The organism is Lysinibacillus sp. FSL L8-0126, from assembly GCF_038630385.1.
Taxonomy (GTDB): Bacteria; Bacillota; Bacilli; order Bacillales_A; family Planococcaceae; genus Lysinibacillus; species Lysinibacillus fusiformis_D.
The window spans coordinates 4,323,953-4,344,862 of sequence record NZ_CP152028.1 but is presented as its reverse complement, the minus strand read 5'-3'; the positions used below and the strand labels follow the sequence as shown (position 1 = coordinate 4,344,862).

Here is a 20,910-nt window from a genome sequence, read left to right as displayed (position 1 = left end):
AGTTGCAAAAAAGGTGGATAGAACAGTGAAAGCGGTGGATAGAAATGCAAAAGTAATGGATAGAACAACAAAAGTGATGGATAGAAACGCAAAAGCAACGGATAGAACAACAAAAGCGGTAGATAGAAATGCAAAAGCAACGGATAGAACAACAAAAGCGGTAGATAGAAATGCAAAAGCAACGGATAGAACAGTAAAAGCAGAGGATAACATGCTGTATAGAAGTATGATAGCGTTGGATTAGTTCAAAGGGGGAAAGTAGGATGTTGAAAGCGATTATTTTTGATTTTGATGGTACGATTATTGATACAGAAACCGCGTGGTATACCGTTTTCAAGGAGGCCTATGCTCATTATGGTGTTGCGTTATCGTTGGAAATGTATGCAAAATGCCTTGGTACAAATCTTCAAGCCTTTAATCCTTATACATATCTTGTTACACATCATCACATCAAATTAGATGTGGAGGCATTTCGAGCATCTATTCAACAAAGTCATGCACAATTAATGGAAAAGGAAACGCTCAGACCGGGTATATTAACACTGCTGCAGCAAGCAAAGGAAGCGGGTTTACAAATTGGTCTTGCTAGTAGCTCGAGTCGTCAATGGATTGATCAGTATGTTGATAAGCTTGGCATTCGAGATTTTTTTGATTGCTATTGTACCGCGGACACCGTGACAAATGTTAAGCCTGATCCAGAGCTATACTTGCAGGCGCTTAAACAATTAGGTGTAAAGGGCAAGGAAGCGATAGCGATTGAGGATTCACCGAATGGCGCACAAGCAGCTGTGGCGGCGGGCCTTTATACAGTGGTTATCCCAAATGCTATTACGAAGCAATTACCATTCGGCACAGGGCATCATACAATGGATACATTAGAACCGAATAATGTACAAGAACTGCTGACATGTTTCTCTCAATGATCTCATGAAGAAAGCCTCTCCATTCTATGGTAGAGGTTTTTTTAGTTTCTGTGTGAAAAAGTCGTCATATTTTTTGTCGCTACATATTATAACGAGAGGGCAACTTACATGGACCAACAGACATATACAAACTAGAGAGGGGGCTACAATTTGAACAGTGAGAAGAAAAGAAATCACTTTTTATGCGAAGCTTTAAGTGATTTGAAGGATCTTCAGGATATTATGATGAATTTTCATTCTAAATATTTCGGTCAGCTACTTGTCAAAATAGTCGGTAGTGATACGATTCCATTTTTTTTAATTACACATAGTGGCGCTCATTTAAGGTTAATGGATACAGTGAAACAATTTGAAACGGAGTATTTCCGTATCGAGGCGATTGATAAAGAGCGTTGCCGTGGCACAGTGTCGTTGTTGCGCGCTTTTGATTATGAAGGAAATGATACCAATTCGATTGCTGACGTAGTGAGGTTAGAAAAAACAAGTACGCACAAATCGATTGAACTTAGTGGGATATCGGCGATTCAGCTCTTAAAGCCAGACATGTTGAAGGGGAAATTTATCATTGAGCCTAAATGGTAGCGCCATATTAAACTACTAAAGCTAGAGCATCTGTCTATATGTGAGGGATACAAAGTGAATGTAATAGAGAGAGAATCTAATGAAAGGAAGTTTAACTATGACGATTATTGGTATGCTGCATCATCGACTTGATCCAACTACAGTTCTCAAGTCATATGCCTATGCAGCAGTTGCGAAAGCAGAAGGGGCACAGTTTTTTTACTTCACCCCTAAAAGTGTTGACTTTGCCAAACGCTCCATTCAAGCAAAGATCTATGAGAATGGCGAGTGGCAGGAAAAAACGATGCCCTTTCCTGATGTGATCTATAATGCGGGGAGCCCAGAGAAATTATCTGTTTCTAAAGATATTATCGATCGTTTAAAAGAAGAGATTCCATTTACGACCTATTCGATAGGGAATAAATGGAATGTCATGAAGCGATTGAAGGAAGCAAAGGAATTTGAACAGTATTTGATTCCATCGGAAATTGTAAAGGATGTCGATTTATTTCACAAGTTCATTAATTATTATAAACGGGTTGTCTTCAAGCCGATTGATGGACGTAAGGGGAAGGGCATTTATTTTATTACGAAGGCGGGAACTAAGCATTTCGAGGTTCGAAAGGATAGCACCAATACGGTTTATTCAAAGCCTCAATTAGATGCATTGATAAAGGAGCAGCTTGCGTCTGGTACGTTTATTATGCAGCCCTATATTCAATCGGTCACAAAGTCGGGTCAGGTTTATGATTTCCGTTTGCATGTTCAGAAAAATGGTGAAGGAAAATGGGTAGTGACGACAGTGTACCCACGAATTGCACCAAATGGTTCCATCATACCGAATATTAATAATGGGGGCTATACGAATTATTTAGATCCATTTTTAGAACAGGAATTTAAGGAAGAGGCTTATAATATTCGGCGAATGCTGGAGCATTTCTCCTTAGCGCTAGCTCATCACCTGGATGAAATTCAAATGGTGAAGTTTGGGGAAGTGATTGATGAAATTGGGATTGATGTTGGCCTAGATCAGCAGCAAAAAATTTGGATGTATGAGGTCAATTGGCGACCAGGCTGTCCTCCTGCCTTTTACTTGGAGCTAGATGTGGTCATTCATTCCATCCGCTATGCGATGTATCTTGCGAAAAATCAAAAACCTCTAAAAAAGAAAATTGTCCAACAAAAAAGTAAGCAACAGGCTGACAAGAAAAACTTGCCGATTATTGCCATTACGGGAAGTGCAGGCAAAACAACAACAAAGGCATTTGTCGGCTCGATTTTATCGAAAAAGTGGAATGTTTTTGAGTCGAAGGATTATTGGAATACGACTGAGCATACGAAAAAGCATAAGGAAGAAATCAATGATACACATCAGGCTGTCGTATTAGAGTATGGTATGGCCTACCCAGGTATTATTACCAACCACTGTAGTATAATTCAGCCGAATATTAGTATTGTAACGAATATTGGCTTAGCGCATGTGGGGAACTTTGATGGGGATGTAAGAGGCGTTGCCAAGGCGAAATCCGAATTGATTCATGGTATGGATCAGCAGGGCTTACTCATTGTCAATCAAGATGATGACAATTCCAGATACTTAGAGACAGAGCAATTTAAAGGGAAAATCTTGACGGTGGGTATTAAAAAAGAAGCCGATTATCGTGCCTATGATTTGCAGTATAAGGATATTGGCATGTCCTTTAAAATGAAGCTACATGGGGAAGAAATCGAAATGTATATTCCAATTTTAGGGGAACATCATGTTTACAATGCGCTCAATGCAGTGGCAGTGGCAGATCTTTTAGGGTTCACGCCCTTTGAAATTCAGGCGGGGCTCAACTTTAAAAAACCACCAAGACGTTTAACGATCTATAACTTGCGTGATGATATTACGGTCATTGATGATACGGTTCACTCTCATCCACAAGGGGTTCGAGCTGCGATTGATGTACTAACGAATATCGCGAAGGAACGGAAAGTAGCGATTATTGGACAAATGCGAGAGCTCGGCGTCTTGAGGGAGGAAGAATATAAAAAGGTTGGGGAGTACATTTACGAGGTAGGCATTGATGAATTCATTACCTATGGCTTTAGGACGGAAGAAATGAGCAATGCCGCCATTGCGAAGGGCATGGACCCATCCAAGGTACATCATTTTATCAATAAAGACGAATTGCATGTCCTACTAGAAACATTGGTAGAGCCTCATGATACCATTCTTGTAAAAGGTGCTAGTAAAACGAATATGTTTGAAACTGTGAAATTTTTAGACGAAACGTTTAAGGAAGAATGAAGTATGCTCTGATGTAATTGCGGCTGACGCTTCGCTTCCGTGCAGATACAATAATGCGTCCAACTTCATATTGAATAATGAACAGACCTGCATCGTGCAGGTCTCTCTTTCATGATATCTGTCAAATCAAGATAAAAAAGCCCGAGTAACTGTCCACTGGCAAGCGGCAATTATTCGGGATATTTTTTTCAAACTCTCAAAATAAATTTAATTTCTTTTGCTGCATTTGTTGCATGATTTCTAGCTTCCCTCAATGTTGACCCTTCTGCAATTACATAAGCATAACGATGTCCCATCGATAAAGGTGGCATTAGCAGTGTCCCTTTTCTCGGTTTGACATACACTTCTACGACACCTGTTGATCTTGTCGCTCTTGCCTTGCCAATCACCTTCTCTAAAATGCCTTTACTTTCCACAATAACATATTTTGTATAAACAAATTTTTTATGTCTTGGCTCGAGATTAGGCTGTTCACCAAGTAATAGTTTCAATGTTTCTTCCACTAAACTAAATCCTAGTGCTGCCTGTAGCATATTGTTCATGGCACCACCAGAAATCCGTGGATTGATTTCGATAAGCTTCCAACCATTTTGCGTTAATCGAAGCTCTAAATGGAGTGCTCCATTTTCGATATCAAAGGCCTTCACAATGGAATGGAGTACCTCTTCGATTCCTGATTGGATGTCTTGCGGAGCTTTAACTAAAACACCGTAGCCTGTAATAATAAATCGTTTTCCTTGCGTAATTTCCTGTTCAATAATGCCAATGACATGTGGTTGTTGTTGGTACACAACCGCTTCTACTAAATATTGTGGACCATCCAAATATTCTTCAATCATGATGGATTCGTAGGGGTTTTTACTGCGTAATGCTTTGAGGTGATGATTAAGTTGCTCTGCATCTGTTGCTAATAATACATCTTTTGAACCTGTTGATTTTGGTGATTTTACGATTAATGGGAAGGTCAAATTTTTAGCAATAGGTTCTTGGGGCTTCAGAAGTGAAAACTTTGGTGAGTATGGTTGGTCTTTTAAAAAATTTCTTGTTTTCTCTTTATCCTCCATCATTTCAATAGCAGTGGAGGATGCATAGTTATGACAAAATTCATCACATAGCATAGAAGCAACATGGACAAATGGATCAACAAAACTAACGATACTTTTAATCTCTAATCCGGTTTTCCCTAGTTTATCAATTTCCTCTTTCATTCTCTCTATATTCAAAGTATCAATGAGTATCATTTTGTGGATGTCGGGGTAGGCACGTCGCTGCTGAAGTTGTTTTTCATTATTTGTGAAAAGTACTGTGAAGTAGCCTAGTTTTTCTGCTGCTCTTGTTGCTTCACGACTAGACCCGGATTTGTTTGTACCGATAAATACAATGGCTTTCAGGTATATCACTCCTTCTATTGGTACTTAGATACTTAATCACCTTTATATATATGCAGTGAAATAGTTTTCTTCTAGTTATGTATCTTGTCTACATCCAAGCAACTTTTAAGAGGTTACATATACTAGAAAAGAAAGGAGGGAGAAAAGATATGAAGCCTCTTTCGGTGAAAAATTTAGCAATGATTACGGCAGGCTATCTAGTGCAAGGGTCAGAGGATGTACTGATTCAGCATGGGGCTTATCGATTAAAACAAGTGAAAAAGTCCAATACGGCACTATTTACAAGTAAACGTATTGTGAATTGGAAAAGTCTTGAGCCGCTTTCTCCTCTAGTGCTAGTGACCGATAGAGCTTATCGGCCAAATGACATTCCAAACCAAGTCATTATGATACAGGTAGCGAATGCAGAAGAGGCCTATTGGAAATTTGTTCATTTTTATCGCAATCAGTTTCATATTCCGATTGTAGCGATTACAGGTACTTCAGGTAAAACAACGACAAAAGAGATGATTAAACATCTTCTTTCTGCTGATCGGAAAGTGACAGCAACGACATTAAGCAGTAATTCTAGAACCGCTTCATTGCAATATTTATTGGGCATTGAGGAAGAAACAGAGGCAGCCGTCTTTGAAACAGCAGTTGGCTCGCCAGGAGATGTCACGAATGCGGGAAAATATTTTAAACCGACCATAGGGATTATTACTAATATCGGAGCTCACCACTTAAACTATTGCAAAACATTAGAAGGCTATATACAAGCAAAGGGAGAAATGCTAGATATCATTCACCCCAAAGGTACATTAATTATTAATGCGGAAGATAGCAATACGCAGAAGCTAGATATTTCTAGATTCCGTGGTCGTTTGCTTAAAGTAGGGAAGCATGAGTCCTGTGATTTTCGAGCAAGTCATATCCACTACTATCAAAAAGGGATGAAATTCGTTCTTCAGCACAATAAAAAAAACTATGACATTCTTGTGCCAGGATTTGGAGAACACCAGGTCTATAATGCGCTTGCTGCCATCGCAGCCGTCTATGACATGGGAATGCCCATTCCAGTCGCAGCCAAACTACTCCAATCATTCCGTCAATTGAAAAAACAATTACAACTTTTTGAGGGCATCAATCATTCCATGCTATTGGATGATACCTGGAGTATTACAACCACTTCCTTGGAGGCAGCCTTAAAAGTGTTGAATGAGCTGGGAGATGGCAAGAAAAAGATTGCTGTCATTGGTACGATTACCGACTTAGGTTCATGGGGTTATATTATTCACGAGCAAGCGGGGGAATTAATAAAACGCATTGGCGTGGATGTCTTGATTACCATAGGGGAGCATGCAAGGATTATGGCTGACCATGCAGTCAAGTTAGGATTTAGCGAGTCTGTCTATACATTTAAAAATAGTACACTCGTCTATCCGTTATTGCAGAAGATTGTCGATGACAATACGATTGTGCTCATAAAGGGAGATATGTATAGCAAACAGATTTCTAAACTAGCAGCGGAGCTAAAGCTGAAACCTACCCCACCTGCTGATTAGCCAGCTTCTTTCTATATAGGATATTGACTGTGCCACATAGAAGAACATTCTAATAAGGTATAGTAATTGATCAGAATATAACACGCTGAATCAAGAGAAGGAGTAAGTCATATACAAGATTGATAAAGAGAGGAGGCGCAGTACACTTGCAACCCATTAGTGTGCAAAAACTTAGAACCGTTCTACAAGGAAAGCTCATTCATGGATCAGAACAATGGTCTGTGCAGCAGGCCATTTACTATAATCGGCATGACCTAACAAAAAGTCATTCCCTCATGTTTGTTAGTCGAAACGATAAAATCAACTGGCAAGAGGTTGATCGGAAGGGACCGTCTTTAATCATCTCCGATAAACCGTCTACAGAATTGAAAAGCGCTTTAGCTAATACAACCGTTTTACAAGTGAAAAGTGTTGCACAGGCCTACTGGACATTTATCGAGTATTATCGTGGTCTTTTTCAAATTCCTGTTGTGGCTTTAACAGGAACTTGTGGTAAAACAACGACAAAAGAGATGCTAAAACATATCGCTAGTAAGCATTGGCAAGTGCAGGCATCCGTTAGCAGTAAAAACGAGCCAAGGCAATCATTGCCTTATTTAACGGGGATTGAAGAAAAAACACAAGCCGCTATCTTTGAATTAGGTTTAGGCAACACAGGGAATATTAAACATCAGTGTATGATCTATCAACCGACTATTGGTATTATTACAAATATTGGTGTGCATCATTTAGATGGCTGTCTCAACCTAGAAGGCTATATAAAGGCCAAGGCAGAAATTGTGGAAGGCATTAAGGAAGATGGTACGTTAATTATTAATGCCGATGATACCAACATCAAAAAAATTTCGCTGAAAAAGTTTAAGGGGAAAATTATTAAGTTTGGTTTACATGAGACGGCAGATTTTAAAGCGTCGAATGTAGAGTTTGCCAATACGGGCATGAAGTTTACTTTAGAAGTAGATGCTATCACGTACAATGTATTTGTCCCTGGCTATGGTGAGCATCAAGTCTATAATGCATTAGCCGCGATTGCAGCTTGTCGTGAAATGGGGCTGACAATTCGTCAGGCTATAGCTGGGTTACGAACGTTTAAACAGATGGCAAGACATTTAGAATTTACGACAGGGCTTGGTGACAGTACGATTATTGATGATACGTGGACAAATAACCCGACATCTGTAGAGGCAGCTCTAAAAGTGCTAGATACGGTAGGAAAAGAGAAGAAAGTCATTCTCGTTCTAGGGGATATTAAACGATTAGGTAATTTTGAAGAAAAATACCATCGCGAAATTGGCTCCATGGTAGCAGAAAGAAAGATTGATACATTAATTACCATCGGCAAAAGGGCGGAAAAGATTGCCGATCAAGCTCAAAAAGATGGAACCAGCGCAGAGGTTCATACGTTTAAAGAGGTAACAGGCGTTTTAGAATTATTGAAACTAAAGCTCGATGCAGACACAATTGTCCTAATAAAAGGACCGATGTCGAGTAGATCAATGATTGAATTTGCCAATACGCTTAAAAACTCATCCTAGCAAAAAAGGGTGTCTCAACATCATTGAGACACCCAACCATTCTTATTTTAAAACACGTCGAGCTGTTACAAAATTCTTTTGTGCCCAAGTGGAAGAAATGTTTTGTTTCACAATACCATTAGTAGTCATACTAATATATTGATTATTTCCTAAATAAATACCAGTTTGCGTGATATCTTGTCCACCATTATTCGTTGAGAAGAACAGTAAATCACCTTTTTGAAGCTGTGATTTTTGGATACGTGTCCCTACTAAAGCTTGCTTACTTGCTAGCTTATCCTTTAAATCAATACCATGCTTTTTAAAGACATAGTACGTAAAACCAGCACTTGTAAAAGTCAGTGCACTTTCGTTGTACGTATAGCCGAATTTTGCTTTGCTTGTTAACCCGGTAGCTGTTGCAATAATTTGATTGGCTGAAGTACTAGCTGAAGGTGCACTTACACTGGGAGATGAGTTGGAATCAGAGAAAACGCGCTTCGCTGTAATATAATGTTCAGTATAATAATCTACAAATAACACTCTTGTCATCACACCGTCTGAATTAGGAATGATGATTCGATGATCGCCCGCATAAATCCCTACAAGCGAAGGTGTCTTAGAGCCTTTAACACTATTAAAGAAGACTAAATCGCCCTTTCTCAAATTAGCACGAGCCACTGTTGATCCTTGGTTCATTAAATTGCTTAACGTAGTAGCGCCGAGTGTCACGCCACTTTTACGATAGATGAAATCAACAAATGCTGGAGCTGTGAAGCGTAGGCTTGACTCGCTTGTTGAAGTGCCAATTGTTACTTTGTTTTTATACGACAGGGCATTCTCTACAATTTTATCGCCTTTTGTTGCAGGATTGGCTGATAGTAGGGTAGGCAATACTCTACGTGCAGATACATAGTTTTCTGTATAATACGGCTTACTGTTTAAATCAGAAATGACAATATTTTGTTTGGAATCAGCCATGTGGATGATTTTATTGTCACCGATATACATGCCGACATGATCGGGGTCAGTCCCTGTTTTTTTACTTTTAAAGAACACTAAATCGCCTTTTTGTAATTGGTTCCTTGCTACATATGTCCCTTGCTGAATCATATAATTTTCATTATATGTCCCAAGGTCTACACCATTTTTCTCAAAGATGTACATTAAAAATGAAGCACAAGAAAATTTATATGGATATGTAGACTTGTAAACCGAATTGCTATATGTCGCTTGACCCATTAAGCTTTTCCCTGTCTGAATGAGTTGATCTGCTTTCGCTGCAACAGCCTGTGCGTTGTTTTGAGCATTTGTTGTAGCAGCCTCGACCTGTATCGGCTGGATGGCTGTGTGCACCATTCCGAATGAACTGAAGCCAATTGTTAAGGCAAGTGTTGTAGATAAAAATCGTTTATTCATGTTGTTATAACCTCCTGAAGCATCTAGTAGAATTTCTCCTGTATAGCTTTGCCATGGAAATAATCGTAGCATGAAAATAGAGGGCTTCCGGGAGGTAAATGTTACCAGGGTAACTAGAGGGAGGGCTTCAACACTTGCTATAAAAGGCTTTATCAAGGGAATTTACAGTTTTATTACAAATGTTTCAGCAAGATGTAATATGGAACAGTTCCATGAAAAAACTGCCCTAATAGGTAGTGACCCCTTAAAGTTAGAGTTTTTATTTATGCAGCTAATTGGCTGGCATGAGTTCGGTATTTTACCGGACTCATGCCGGCCAATTTTTGTTTAATACGTTCGTTGTTATAGTAGTGGATATATTTTTCAATTTTCTTTTTTAACACGTCATATGAGACTAATTCTTCCCCGTAATACATTTCTTGTTTGAGTAAGCCAAAGAAGTTTTCCATTGCTGCATTGTCTGCACACGTTGCTTTGCGAGACATGCTTTGGAAAATCTTGTTCTGCTTTAATGTTTTCACCCATTTATTATGTTGATAGTGCCAGCCTTGATCTGAATGGATTGTTGTTCGATATTCTGCACGTTCTCGAATGACTGGAAGGGCTTGTTTCAATGAGTCCAGCACAAAATCCATTGTAGGCCGTTTAGACATACTGAACCCAATAACCTCTCCGTTATATAAGTCCATAATTGGGCTCAGATATAGTTTTTCATCATCTGTACATTTGAATTCAGTTACGTCTGTCACCACTTTTTGTACGGCGTAATGCGTATAGAAACGGCGATTTAAACGATTTTTCGCCACTTTTCCAACCGTACCTTTATACGATTTATAGCGCGACTTGCGGACGAATTTCTCACATTTCAAATCTAATTCCTGCATAATGCGCTGTACTTTTTTGTGATTAATGATGTAGCCTTGCGCTTTTAACTCCGTATGTATACGACGATAGCCATATCGTCCTTCATGTTTCTTAAACGTCTCTAAAATCAATGTTTGCCATCCCTTATCTGGATCTTCCTGATGCAGTTGCTTGATGTGATAATGATACGTAGCTTCTGGAATATCTACACGCATTAAAATGTCTTTTAATCGGAATCCTTCTTCTTTGAGTTCAAAGGCAATGACTGCTTGTGCTTTCCGAGGAATGCTTCCGGGTTCTCTCGAAAAGCCTTCAACTTTTTTAAGTATGCCACCTCTAGACGAAGCAGTTCATTTTCACGTTCTAACTGCTCCTCACGTGACATTTCTTTTTCTTGTTTAGTTGGTTTTGATTTTTTCGACATAGATGGGCGCCCCTTTGCTTTTTCTTGCAGGCCCTCTATCCCTTCTTCCAGAAATTTTTGGTTCCATTTAGCGATTAAACGTGGATTGTTCATCTTAAATTGAATCGCTGTCTCTTGATAGGAAGCACCTGTTTGTTTCATAAAGTGTAATACATCTACTTTAAATTGAACAGAATAGACTTCCTTACTTCTTTTTCGTTTAATACCATTATTCCCATATGCTTTGTAGGCAGCTACCCATGTTCTAATTGCTGTAGTAGATGGAATGGAATATTTTTTAGCTAATCGTTTAAGACCTATTTTTCCTGTTAAATACTCTTTCACAACCTTTAACTTAAATTCATCGCTATATTTTGCCATAAAAAAACACCCCAAAAGTTTTTTACTCTAACTTTTGGGGTGCAGCACCATAGCGGGGCAGTTTATCTTAATTTTTGAATCATTTCGGCGCGATTACCAAACGGATCTCGAAATTCAAATCGCTCATAATGAGGGATTGGCACAGAATCCAGTATGTCTATTTGATGTTCTGCTAGTTTCCTCTTCCAGTACTCAATATCTTCTACTTGATACGCAATATGCGCCTTTGTTGTCAAGCGATCAAAGCCATCTTCCGTGCCCACATGAACCTCCTGCTGACCAAGCTGTAACCAGAATCCGCCTCGTCCCTTCAGCGACTCAGGCTTCTCCAATTCCTGCAAACCTAAAACCTGACAATAAAAAGCTTTCCCCTGCTCCTCTGATCCTTTTGGAATGGTAATTTGCACATGATGTAAACCGATAATCATCTCATAATGCCCCCTTTTTCTTTAAGTATAGTTTAATTTTTGAATATTTAAAATGTTGGCGGATAGCAATGGGAAAGTGATGGATAACTTTTCAAAAGAGGAGGATAGAATCTTCGAAGAGAAGGATAACCTTCAAACAGAAGGAAAGCCCATTAAAAGTGATGGATAAAATCTCAAAAGAGGTGGATAGAACCTTCTAAGTGCAGGATAACCCTCAAACAGGAGGATAGCACCTTCGAAGAGAAGGATAACCTATCAAAAGAGGTGGATAGCACCTTCGAAGAGAAGGATAACCTATCAAAAGAGGTGGATAGCACCTTCGAAGAGAAGGATAACCTATCAAAAGAGGTGGATAAAACCTGCAAAGAGAAGGATAACCTTCAAACAGGAGGATAGAACCTTCTAAGTGCAGGATAACCCATCAAAAGAGGTGGATAAAACCTGCAAAGAGAGGGATAGCCCATCAAAAGAGGAGGATAGAACCTTCTAAGTGCAGGATAATCCATCAAAAGAAGTGGATAAAACCTGCAAAGAGAAGGATAACCCTCAAACAGGTGGATAGAACCTTCTAAGTGCAGGATAATCCATCAAAAGAAGTGGATAAAACCTGCAAAGAGAAGGATAACCTTCAAACTGGTGGATAGAATCTTCTAAGTGCAGGATAACCTATCAAAAGAGGTGGATAAAACCTGGAAAGAGAGGGATAACCCATCAAAAGAGGAGGATAGAACCCCTGAAGAAAAGGATAACCCTCAAAGAGGTGGATAGCACCTTCGAAGAGAAGGAGAACCTATCAAAAGAAGTGGATAAAACCTGCAAAGAGAAGGATAACCCTCAAACAGGGGGATAGAACCTTCTAAGTGCAGGATAATCCATCAAAAGAAGTGGATAAAACCTGCAAAGCGAAGGATAACCCTCAAACAGGGGGATAGAACCTTCTAAGTGCAGGATAATCTATCAAAAGAAGTGGATAAAACCTACAAAGAGAGGGATAGCCCTCAAACAGGAGGATAGAATCTTCGAAGAGAAGGATAACCTATCAAAAGAAGTGGATAAAACCTGCAAAGAGAGGGATAACCCATCAAAAGAGGAGGATAGAACCCCTGAAGAAAAGGATAACCCTCAAACAGGAGGATAGCACCTTCGAAGAGAAGGATAATCCATTAAAAGAAGTGGATAGAGCCTGCAAAGAGAAGGATAACCATCAAAGTATGGATAGAACTAAAAAAAGGGGGATAGAGCCCCCAAAAGCAAAGGATAGTCACTCATACAACACCTACATATTCGCTATTCTTCAGCTCCAAAAAGATTCAAATTATACTTTTCTGAAAGGGATATGATAGTATTCCATGATTTGTTTAGTTCCTGTAAAGATTGCTCATACTCTTCTTTAGCATTTACTCTATCAATTTGGTATGTTGCATCGACTAATCTAATAGTTGGAAAGTCATGAGAGCTTTTTTTTTCTTTAAAATCAATTATCGCATTATAGAGTTCTTTTTCTTCTGGGGAGCTTGTTTTAGGTTTGAAGTCTATTTTATTATGTGAATAGTCTATTGCATCTTCATAATATGCTTGCTGTTGTGAGAGTGCCTTTTTTATTCCATCGCTGGAATGGGCCATTGAATATGTTTGTGATTCATATAAATTATTCAAGTTATTTATATTATTTTCTTCTATGTTTTTATATTTCGCTTCTACTTGAATATAGTCTTTTAAATCAGCGATAAATTGATCATCGAAGCCTGTCTCATTTTCTTTACTACAGCCAGATAAAAGTAAGATAAAGAGTAAACTTTTCAACAGTAGTATTGCGGTCTTATTGCGTTTCATATGTATTCCTCCTGAAATCTATGTTTCTTTATATGGTAACATAGTAATAAAATAGAAGAAAGTTAAGTGTAAATGGAAGTGCCGATCAAGTCATTACATCTATCACAGTATTTTATGAAGATCGGGTCTGTGCACACAAATCTTTATGGTATAATAATAAAAACGGAATAATAGGATAGAGGTACAAATCAGATTTTAGGATTTGTTTAAAAGGGAAGATCGGTGTAATTCCGACGCTGTCCCGCAACTGTAAATGGGAGCACTTTTCAAAAGGCCACTGTTACGTGTCGTAATGGGAAGGTGAAAGGTGTGATGAACATAAGCCAGGAGACCTGCCTTTATCTAGTACAGCCAAAAAACCTACGCGGATAGGGGGTGTTGAGTGTGACTAGAGAAATTCTCCTGCATGCTCATAGTACGATGACTGCTAAAAAGGTAGCTTCTATGTTGAATAGAAAGCTTATTTCCAACTGGCAATCACCGTATTATGTCATGTATTTGTCATAGTAGACATCTTTCTAATAAGAGAAAGATGTCTTTTTTATGTAAAACATTAAAGGAGCGGTCCACATGAATCCACAAGTTGTTGAGTATTATGAGAGCCTATTAAAAATTGAAATTATGCAAGAGCCTTATGCTGCAAAGCCTCTAAAGGAGCTTGTTGAACAATATGTTGGGCATGATGCTGCACATGAGCAATCCATTTTAGCAGCGTATACCAATGTTTTAAAAGAATTACTTGGATAGAATGGTTTTGGCTACTTCGTTTTTCGAAGTAGCCATTTTTAATAAGCGCATGCTTTGACAATTAATAAGAGAAGGCGTAAAATTTCGTTGAACAATTGTTTTGAACGTTTGTTCAAAAAAGAGGTGAGTACAGTCGATCAGAAAGAGAACGTATCAAAAGAAAAAAATAAAGAGGTAAAGGATCAAATTTTACAGGCCGCGAAGTCGTTGTTTTCGTCCAGAGGCTATGATGGGACGACGGTGAGACAAATTTGTGATGAGGCAAATGTGTCACTTGCGCTTGTTTCCTATCATTTTGGTGGCAAAGAAAATGTATTTAATGCATTGTTTGAACCGCTACGCCACACCTTTATGAATGCCCATTATGATATCCATGATTCACTTGGTGCACTTCGTAGCTTTTGCCGAAACTTTGTGCTTTATCGCATTCATGAGCATGAATTAATTGATATTTTACAGCAAGAGATTGTTATGAATAGTCCTAGGTTAGAGATGCTTAAAGATGTTTTTTTACCTTCCTGGGAGCAACTTCGGAAGATTTTATTAGCTTGTCAGGAGCAGCAGACCATTCGCTTTGAGTCGCTTGACGTTGCGCTGAACTTTATTATGGGGACGTTAATGTACTCCTTGAACAATCCATTTTTAAATCGTTCTTCCTTACAATCAACACCTGAACAAATTGCAGAACATGCAGTCAACTTTGTGTTATACGGTCTTCAAACTAAATCATAAAAAGAAGGTAATTCTAATGAAAGCAGCAAAATTTTACGGTATTCAAGATATTCGAGTAGAGGAAGCACAATTGCCAGCACTAGAACCAGGCATGGTAAAAGTAAAAGTCGCATTTGCAGGAATTTGTGGTAGTGATTTACATGAATATGTAGGGGGTGCCTATGCATTTCGTACACAACCTGTATTAGGTCATGAATTTGCAGGTGTTGTTGTAGAGGTCGCAGCAGGCGTTACTCAAATAAAAATAGGGGATCGTGTAGCAGTGGAGCCACCGATTCCTTGTGGTAAATGTAATAATTGTCGACGTGGGTATACTAACTTATGTAAACGTGGACAATCCTATGGTTATACGATTTCAGGTGGATTTGCTGAATATGCTATTGTGCAGGAAGAAAATATTCACCACCTTCCGGATGATATGAGCCTAGAGCTAGGCGCACTTGTTGAACCTACAGCAGTAGCCGTTCATGCAGTGCGTCAAAGTCAATTAAAGCTGGGCGATACAGCAGCTATTTTTGGCGCAGGTCCTATTGGTTTATTAGTCTTACAGGCTGTGAAGGCAGCGGGGGCAAGTGAAATTTTTGTCGTGGAGGTTTCTGATGAACGACGCCAAAAAGCACTTGAATTAGGCGCAACCTATGTCATTAATCCAATTGACACAGATGCTGTCGCGTTTATTCGTGAAAAAACAAAGGGTGGGGTGGATGTTGCATATGATGCAGCAGGTGTGCAGGCAACGTTTACAAGTGGTGTCAGTGCGGTACATCCAGGCGGCGAATTTAAAATCGTTAGCGTCTGGGAAAGACCAGTAGAATTTAATCCAAATGCGGTCGTTTCTCCAGAAGTGAAAATTAGTGGCTCATTTGCTTATGTTAATATTTTCCCCGAAGTAATTCGTCTACTCGCTCGTGGGGTCATTGATGGTCAAGCTGTTATTACAAGCCAAATCGCTTTAGAGGATATTGTGGAAAAAGGTTTTGAAGCATTAACGAAAGACCGTAGTCAATGTAAAATTCTTGTCAATATGAATCTATAAATCTTACTGAAAATCGGTAGCCAAACTTGCGTTAAAACAGGTTTGGCTATCATTATTTTTGGTCTATTAAATAGCATAATACCAATTGGATTACATTTATTTGTCATAAAACTGTCTTTAGGACTTCATTCATATTTCACTTTTACTTTATATAATAAATTTGCTATTTATAAATAGAATGGAGATCAAATATGAAAAATCTGCTTTATTCAAGGTTTTGGCGATTGCATTTTTTCGCAGCACTTTTTATTACACCATTACTGCTGTCTCTCACATTAAGCGGGATTGGCTATTTATTTTTCACAGATGTAGAAAATCGATTATATGATGATTACTTCTTTGGCGAAAGCCATAAAGAAGAGGTTTTAACGATTGATGAAGCCGTGGAAAAAGCGGAAGCGGCATTTGCAGGCTACTCCACTACGAAAGTTATTATGCTGGAAGAGCCTTATAATACGCGTTTAACTTTATCAAATGGCAAAGAACAGAAGTACGTATTTTTAGATGATCACAATCAAATGGTTGGTAGTCAGGATGCGAATTATACATTTTCTAATATTATGAGAAATACACACAGCTCCCTATTTATTGGCGGTACTTTTGTCAATTATTTAGTGGAACTAGCGGCATGCTGGACAATCTTTTTATTATTGTCAGGACTTTATATGACATTTAAAGGAAATCTTTTGAAGAAGCCAAAGGCAGAGAATAAACGACAAAAAAGTAAGAGATTGCATGCACTCGTTGGGACAATCATTACAATTCCAATGGTGCTGTTTATTTCTACAGGGCTATTATGGTCTGCTTTTCAAGGGTCGATTCTTGTGAATATAGCTTCAGAAAGTCCAACTTTTGGTTACCCATTATTACAGCAAAAGCCACCAACATCGGATGTCTCTGAAATTCCTTGGGCCACTCGACAATTAGAGGCGCCTATATCAGAAGGTGAACATGCGCAGCATCATGGAGGCGGAGCTGTCCGTTATACAAATGACAGCCAAATTTCGATTGCTGATCTTGAAAAAGAAATCAATGTCATGAATATCGCAAAACCTTATTCGATTATTTACCCGTCAAATGAGGAGGGCGTATATACAGTGGCGAAGGCGAGTAATTCAGGTGTAACAGGTCTGGATGTGAAGCCTTCAGCAGAAGCAACGATGTATTTCGATCAATATAGTGGGAAGTTTATCGATCAAGTAAATTATGCTGATTATGGCATGTTGGCTAAATTCTTTACATGGGGCATTCCTTTACATGAAGGTCACTTATTTGGCTGGCCTAATAAGATTCTAAACTTAGTGGTTTGTCTAGCCTTTTTAGCCGTGATTATGTGGGGCATTCGCACATGGATTTTACGTAGAAAAAAAGGGGAGCTTTCTGCACCACCGCAAATTTCTCATAAAATGTCCATGCCGTTTATCATTTTCCTTGTTATTTTAGGCATTATAATGCCGTTATTTGGCGCCTCCTTGATCGCTGTCGTATTGATGGAGCTCATCATTATAGGCTGGCAAACAAAGAAGAAGTTAAGAGCAGAAGAAACTAAATAATGCGAATGGATACGGTACAACAGGATTGTGCCGTATCTTTTTTGTTTATTTCGTTTATATGAACGCAATACTATACTGAAGCTGCAAAAATGTTTATAGATTTTTCAGCCCAATTTTATAAAGTTTTAAGATTTGTATGGTACATTGCTAGTAGTTTCAGCTTATTGGGGGAGTGTAGATGTCAATTAAAACGAGGTTTTTACTATCTTATGTGGGTGTTATTATCATTGCTATCACGCTTTTACTTGCAGCCGTTTTTCTTTTTTCCTTTGCGATTACGGGTGATATCAAAGCAATAGAGCATTTTTATAAAAAATCCTATGTACAAAAGCCTTTGACGACGGTAGAAGAAAACGCTTTTCTAGATTTAAAATTACTAGCTAAAAATAATCCCCAGCAGCTTTTAGATCTCGAACAGCTAGAAAAAATCAATGCACCTTCGATTGAGATTGTGGTACGAAAAGATCATCAAATTGTTTATTCAACGCAGAAAGAGCATGAACAATTATTACTTCAAAGCTTACCTGGCTTTGAAGCGACCAATATTAATTCACGTGATACCATCATGATTAATCAAGCCTTTTATACGTATGTAAAATTTGATTTTTATTTTCCAGATAAAACCGAGGGAAGTATTTTCGTTTTAAGAGAGGTTAGTTCTCATGCGGAAGTAACGCGTGAACTGTTGCCCATTCTTTTAGGAATCTTATTTGTACTATTTATGATGATTATTGGCTTATTAAATTATTTAGTTTCAAGAAGTATTATTAATCCAATCTCAGCTTTAAAGGATGGGGCTGAACGCATTAAATCGGGCGACTTAGATTTTGAAATTACGTCTCATTCCAATGATGAAATTGGTCAGTTGAATCGATCGTTTGAGGAAATGAGAGTTAAGCTAAAAGAATCAATCCAGCTTCAGCTTCAATATGAGGAAAATCGGAAAGAGCTATTATCGAATATTTCCCATGATTTAAAAACGCCTATGACTTCCATTATCGGCTATGTAGAGGGCATTAAAGATGGCGTGGCGAATACAGAGGAGAAGATGGATAAATATTTAACAACCATCTATACAAAAGCAAAGGATATGGATGTATTAATTGATGAGCTGTTCTTATTTTCTAAATTGGATTTAAAAAAGGTTCCATTCCAAATGGAAAGCGTCAATCTCCAGCAATATATGCATGATTATGTAGAGGATGCGAGCTTTGATTTTATTGCACGAGACATTCATTTACAATATATATCAGCAGGTTCTCCTCTTTTGGCCATGGCTGATCGTGATAAATTAAGACGTGTCCTGTCAAATTTACTAAGCAATAGTGAGAAATATATGGATAAATCCTATAAGCAAATTATTATTTCGTTGCACGAGCGAACTGAGGATGCGATTATTCAGGTAACAGATAATGGTACGGGCATTGATCCTGCTGCGTTACCTCATATTTTTGATCGTTTTTACCGTGCAGAGCCTTCCCGTAATTCGCAAACAGGAGGTAGTGGCTTAGGGTTAGCGATTGCGAAACAAATCGTCCTTGAAATGGGCGGCGACATTTGGGCGAAGAGTGAATTAACGAAGGGAACGAGCATATTCATTTCATTGAAAAAGGCTGAGGAGAAGGGGAGTCATCATGAAAAAAATTCTGTTAATTGAAGATGAAGTGAGCATAGCAGAGCTCCAACGAGATTATTTAGAGATTAATGATTTTTCAGTAGATATCCAGCATAACGGAGACGATGGCCTGAAGCAGGCACTAAAAGGTGATTATGCTTTAATCATTTTGGATATTATGCTGCCTGGGATGAATGGCTTTGATATTTGTAAACAAGTTCGAGCAGTGCACAATATGCCCATTTTATTTGTTTCAGCCAAAAAAGAGGATATTGATAAAATTCGTGGCCTTGGTCTAGGGGCAGATGATTATATTACGAAGCCCTTTAGTCCAAGTGAGCTAGTAGCAAGAGTCAAGGCACATTTAGCCAGGTATGAGCGCCTCGCTACGAATCAGCAAGCAAACCATACGATGTCCATTCATGGCATTACGATCGATACATCTGCTAGAAAGGTTTTTGTCAATGGAGATGAAATTGCCTTTACAACAAAGGAATTTGATTTACTCGTTTTTTTTGTTAAACACCCAAATCAAGTATTAAGTAAAGAGCAGTTATATGAGCGAAACTGGGGCTATGAATCAGCTGCAGATGTTTCGACCGTTACCGTTCATATTCGCAAGCTACGTGAAAAAATTGAACGTGATCCCGCACAGCCAAAGTTTTTGGAAACGGTATGGGGAGCAGGCTATCGTTTCAATGTTTAAGAGCAAAATATCTCGTCCATGTGGCGAGGTATTTTTTTGGCCAATTTTTAGACTTTTTTAAGAAATGGTTAATGGAATATTTAGCATTACCACTTACACTAAAATAAGGAAGACAGCAATAAATAAGAGAGTGTGGTGCAAGGGGTGAAAAAAATACAAACGGTTATGATCGCATTATCATTTTTGCTTCAAGGATGTGCCTCCAACGAATCAGAGGCAATACAGCTTGATAAAGGGGAGAGTGAAGTGGTGAAATCAAATTGGAAGAGTGAACTGTTTAAAGCAGCCGAAATGGGAGATATGGAAGCGTTACAACGTGCTTTGGATCAAAAAGTTGATATCAATGTCCAAGATTCAAATAGCAGAACAGCTTTGATGATTGCAACCTATAATCAGAATGTCGAGGCAGCACAATTATTAATAAATGCTGGGGCCGATGTCAATATACAGGACAATAGGCAAAATACGCCCTTTCTTTATGCTGGAGCAGAAGGCTATCTGGATATATTAAAGATGACGATTCAAGCTGGTGCTGATCCTACTATTTTGAACCGATATGGAGGAACCGCATTAATCCCAGCAGCAGAGCATGGTTATGTGGAGGTCATCGAGGAGTTGTTGCGTAACAGCGACATCGACGTCAATCATGTGAATCATTTAGGATGGACAGCGCTGATGGAGGCGATTGTGTTAAATAACGGCAATCCAACACAGCAAACGGTAATTCAGTTATTGATTGAGCATGGTGCTGATGTGAATATTCCGGATCAAAATAATGTGACACCATTACAACATGCGAGACAGCGAGGATTTAACGAGATTGAACAAATCCTGATTGCAGCGGGAGCGAAGTAATGCAAACTGTAGGGATTTTTATGAAAGCCCATTACAAATTTTGTAGTGGGCTTGGAAACATTAATTCAGTATACGTATTACCAATTGGAGTTGCAGTTTCAGTACGTCTTTT

20 protein-coding genes and 1 riboswitch are annotated in these 20,910 nt (G+C 38.7%); of the genes, 14 read left to right on the top strand and 6 right to left on the bottom strand.

The annotated features are described in order from the left end of the window. Nucleotides 1-25: 25 nt before the first annotated feature. From MHI34_RS21125 to MHI34_RS21110, 4 genes are all read left to right on the top strand, one after another. A complete protein-coding gene (locus tag MHI34_RS21125; protein ID WP_342503938.1) occupies nucleotides 26-244 on the top strand; it encodes a hypothetical protein in 219 nt (72 codons plus the stop codon). Nucleotides 245-263: 19 nt separating this feature from the next. Further along, nucleotides 264-923, top strand: a complete 660-nt coding sequence (locus MHI34_RS21120) for an HAD family hydrolase (RefSeq protein ID WP_342503937.1) — start codon at nucleotides 264-266, stop codon at nucleotides 921-923. A 150-nt stretch (nucleotides 924-1,073) separates the two neighbouring features. Then, nucleotides 1,074-1,505 (top strand): hypothetical protein, encoded by a 432-nt coding sequence (locus tag MHI34_RS21115; protein WP_036116879.1) that lies wholly within the window; start codon nucleotides 1,074-1,076, stop codon nucleotides 1,503-1,505. 97 nt (nucleotides 1,506-1,602) lie between these two features. Further along, nucleotides 1,603-3,777 (top strand): YheC/YheD family protein, encoded by a 2,175-nt coding sequence (locus MHI34_RS21110; protein WP_271912992.1) that lies wholly within the window; start codon nucleotides 1,603-1,605, stop codon nucleotides 3,775-3,777. A gap of 188 nt (nucleotides 3,778-3,965) precedes the next feature. On the opposite strand, the gene MHI34_RS21105 is transcribed toward MHI34_RS21110, so the two are convergent. Then, nucleotides 3,966-5,177 carry an ATP-grasp domain-containing protein gene (locus MHI34_RS21105; RefSeq protein ID WP_036116881.1) on the bottom strand — a complete coding sequence of 404 codons (1,212 nt, stop codon included), beginning with the start codon at nucleotides 5,175-5,177 and terminating at the stop codon, nucleotides 3,966-3,968. A gap of 140 nt (nucleotides 5,178-5,317) precedes the next feature. Here MHI34_RS21105 and murF (MHI34_RS21100) point away from each other — a divergent pair, with 140 nt between their 5' ends. Continuing rightward, nucleotides 5,318-6,712: a UDP-N-acetylmuramoyl-tripeptide--D-alanyl-D-alanine ligase gene (gene murF / locus MHI34_RS21100; protein WP_036116883.1), complete on the top strand. Its 1,395-nt coding sequence runs from the start codon at nucleotides 5,318-5,320 to the stop codon at nucleotides 6,710-6,712. Between the two features lie 146 nt (nucleotides 6,713-6,858). Next, nucleotides 6,859-8,247: a UDP-N-acetylmuramoyl-tripeptide--D-alanyl-D-alanine ligase gene (murF, locus tag MHI34_RS21095; protein WP_342503936.1), complete on the top strand. Its 1,389-nt coding sequence runs from the start codon at nucleotides 6,859-6,861 to the stop codon at nucleotides 8,245-8,247. Between the two features lie 42 nt (nucleotides 8,248-8,289). Here murF (MHI34_RS21095) and MHI34_RS21090 read toward each other — a convergent pair whose 3' ends face one another. The 5 genes from MHI34_RS21090 to MHI34_RS21070 all read right to left on the bottom strand — a co-directional run bounded on the left by MHI34_RS21090 (nucleotide 8,290) and on the right by MHI34_RS21070 (nucleotide 13,554). Then, nucleotides 8,290-9,645, bottom strand: coding sequence for an NlpC/P60 family protein (locus MHI34_RS21090; RefSeq protein WP_342503935.1), 1,356 nt, complete (start codon nucleotides 9,643-9,645; stop codon nucleotides 8,290-8,292). Between the two features lie 263 nt (nucleotides 9,646-9,908). Further along, nucleotides 9,909-10,796: an IS3 family transposase gene (locus MHI34_RS21085; RefSeq protein WP_230593949.1), complete on the bottom strand. Its 888-nt coding sequence runs from the start codon at nucleotides 10,794-10,796 to the stop codon at nucleotides 9,909-9,911. Continuing rightward, nucleotides 10,736-11,293 (bottom strand): helix-turn-helix domain-containing protein, encoded by a 558-nt coding sequence (locus MHI34_RS21080; protein ID WP_089933748.1) that lies wholly within the window; start codon nucleotides 11,291-11,293, stop codon nucleotides 10,736-10,738. The genes MHI34_RS21085 and MHI34_RS21080 overlap by 61 nt, the downstream gene beginning before the upstream one ends. Nucleotides 11,294-11,355: 62 nt before the next feature. Further along, entirely contained in the window at nucleotides 11,356-11,721 is a 366-nt protein-coding gene (locus MHI34_RS21075; RefSeq protein ID WP_342503934.1) for a VOC family protein, read from the bottom strand. 1,287 nt (nucleotides 11,722-13,008) lie between these two features. Next, nucleotides 13,009-13,554: a hypothetical protein gene (locus MHI34_RS21070; protein ID WP_036117815.1), complete on the bottom strand. Its 546-nt coding sequence runs from the start codon at nucleotides 13,552-13,554 to the stop codon at nucleotides 13,009-13,011. A gap of 162 nt (nucleotides 13,555-13,716) precedes the next feature. Further along, nucleotides 13,717-13,909: riboswitch (cobalamin riboswitch) on the top strand. A gap of 29 nt (nucleotides 13,910-13,938) precedes the next feature. Between MHI34_RS21070 and MHI34_RS21065 the strand changes: the two genes are divergently transcribed. From MHI34_RS21065 to MHI34_RS21030, 8 genes are all read left to right on the top strand, one after another. Then, nucleotides 13,939-14,061 (top strand): hypothetical protein, encoded by a 123-nt coding sequence (locus MHI34_RS21065; protein ID WP_256375523.1) that lies wholly within the window; start codon nucleotides 13,939-13,941, stop codon nucleotides 14,059-14,061. A 63-nt stretch (nucleotides 14,062-14,124) separates the two neighbouring features. Then, entirely contained in the window at nucleotides 14,125-14,301 is a 177-nt protein-coding gene (locus tag MHI34_RS21060; protein WP_170829809.1) for a hypothetical protein, read from the top strand. 87 nt (nucleotides 14,302-14,388) lie between these two features. Further along, nucleotides 14,389-15,033, top strand: a complete 645-nt coding sequence (locus MHI34_RS21055) for a TetR/AcrR family transcriptional regulator (protein ID WP_230593747.1) — start codon at nucleotides 14,389-14,391, stop codon at nucleotides 15,031-15,033. Between the two features lie 16 nt (nucleotides 15,034-15,049). Continuing rightward, nucleotides 15,050-16,069: a 2,3-butanediol dehydrogenase gene (locus tag MHI34_RS21050; protein WP_342503933.1), complete on the top strand. Its 1,020-nt coding sequence runs from the start codon at nucleotides 15,050-15,052 to the stop codon at nucleotides 16,067-16,069. A gap of 191 nt (nucleotides 16,070-16,260) precedes the next feature. Then, nucleotides 16,261-17,622 carry a PepSY domain-containing protein gene (locus MHI34_RS21045; RefSeq protein WP_089932461.1) on the top strand — a complete coding sequence of 454 codons (1,362 nt, stop codon included), beginning with the start codon at nucleotides 16,261-16,263 and terminating at the stop codon, nucleotides 17,620-17,622. A gap of 178 nt (nucleotides 17,623-17,800) precedes the next feature. Further along, nucleotides 17,801-19,279, top strand: a complete 1,479-nt coding sequence (locus MHI34_RS21040; RefSeq protein WP_036117805.1) for a HAMP domain-containing sensor histidine kinase — start codon at nucleotides 17,801-17,803, stop codon at nucleotides 19,277-19,279. Further along, nucleotides 19,257-19,943, top strand: a complete 687-nt coding sequence (locus MHI34_RS21035) for a response regulator transcription factor (protein ID WP_036117802.1) — start codon at nucleotides 19,257-19,259, stop codon at nucleotides 19,941-19,943. Before MHI34_RS21040 ends, MHI34_RS21035 begins: the two co-directional genes overlap by 23 nt. 144 nt (nucleotides 19,944-20,087) lie before the next feature. Further along, nucleotides 20,088-20,798: an ankyrin repeat domain-containing protein gene (locus MHI34_RS21030; RefSeq protein WP_082673785.1), complete on the top strand. Its 711-nt coding sequence runs from the start codon at nucleotides 20,088-20,090 to the stop codon at nucleotides 20,796-20,798. Nucleotides 20,799-20,910 lie beyond the last annotated feature (112 nt).

What these genes read in the sequence shown, in the direction of transcription:
- MHI34_RS21120 (WP_342503937.1), top strand. Translation starts at nt 264, where the DNA reads ATGTTGAAAGCGATTATTTTTGATTTTGATGGTACGATTATTGATACA.
- MHI34_RS21110 (WP_271912992.1), top strand. Translation starts at nt 1,603, where the DNA reads ATGACGATTATTGGTATGCTGCATCATCGACTTGATCCAACTACAGTT.
- murF (WP_036116883.1), top strand. Translation starts at nt 5,318, where the DNA reads ATGAAGCCTCTTTCGGTGAAAAATTTAGCAATGATTACGGCAGGCTAT.
- MHI34_RS21090 (WP_342503935.1), bottom strand. Translation starts at nt 9,645, where the DNA reads ATGAATAAACGATTTTTATCTACAACACTTGCCTTAACAATTGGCTTC.
- MHI34_RS21080 (WP_089933748.1), bottom strand. Translation starts at nt 11,293, where the DNA reads ATGGCAAAATATAGCGATGAATTTAAGTTAAAGGTTGTGAAAGAGTAT.
- MHI34_RS21075 (WP_342503934.1), bottom strand. Translation starts at nt 11,721, where the DNA reads ATGATTATCGGTTTACATCATGTGCAAATTACCATTCCAAAAGGATCA.
- MHI34_RS21070 (WP_036117815.1), bottom strand. Translation starts at nt 13,554, where the DNA reads ATGAAACGCAATAAGACCGCAATACTACTGTTGAAAAGTTTACTCTTT.
- MHI34_RS21060 (WP_170829809.1), top strand. Translation starts at nt 14,125, where the DNA reads ATGAATCCACAAGTTGTTGAGTATTATGAGAGCCTATTAAAAATTGAA.
- MHI34_RS21050 (WP_342503933.1), top strand. Translation starts at nt 15,050, where the DNA reads ATGAAAGCAGCAAAATTTTACGGTATTCAAGATATTCGAGTAGAGGAA.
- MHI34_RS21045 (WP_089932461.1), top strand. Translation starts at nt 16,261, where the DNA reads ATGAAAAATCTGCTTTATTCAAGGTTTTGGCGATTGCATTTTTTCGCA.
- MHI34_RS21040 (WP_036117805.1), top strand. Translation starts at nt 17,801, where the DNA reads ATGTCAATTAAAACGAGGTTTTTACTATCTTATGTGGGTGTTATTATC.
- MHI34_RS21035 (WP_036117802.1), top strand. Translation starts at nt 19,257, where the DNA reads ATGAAAAAAATTCTGTTAATTGAAGATGAAGTGAGCATAGCAGAGCTC.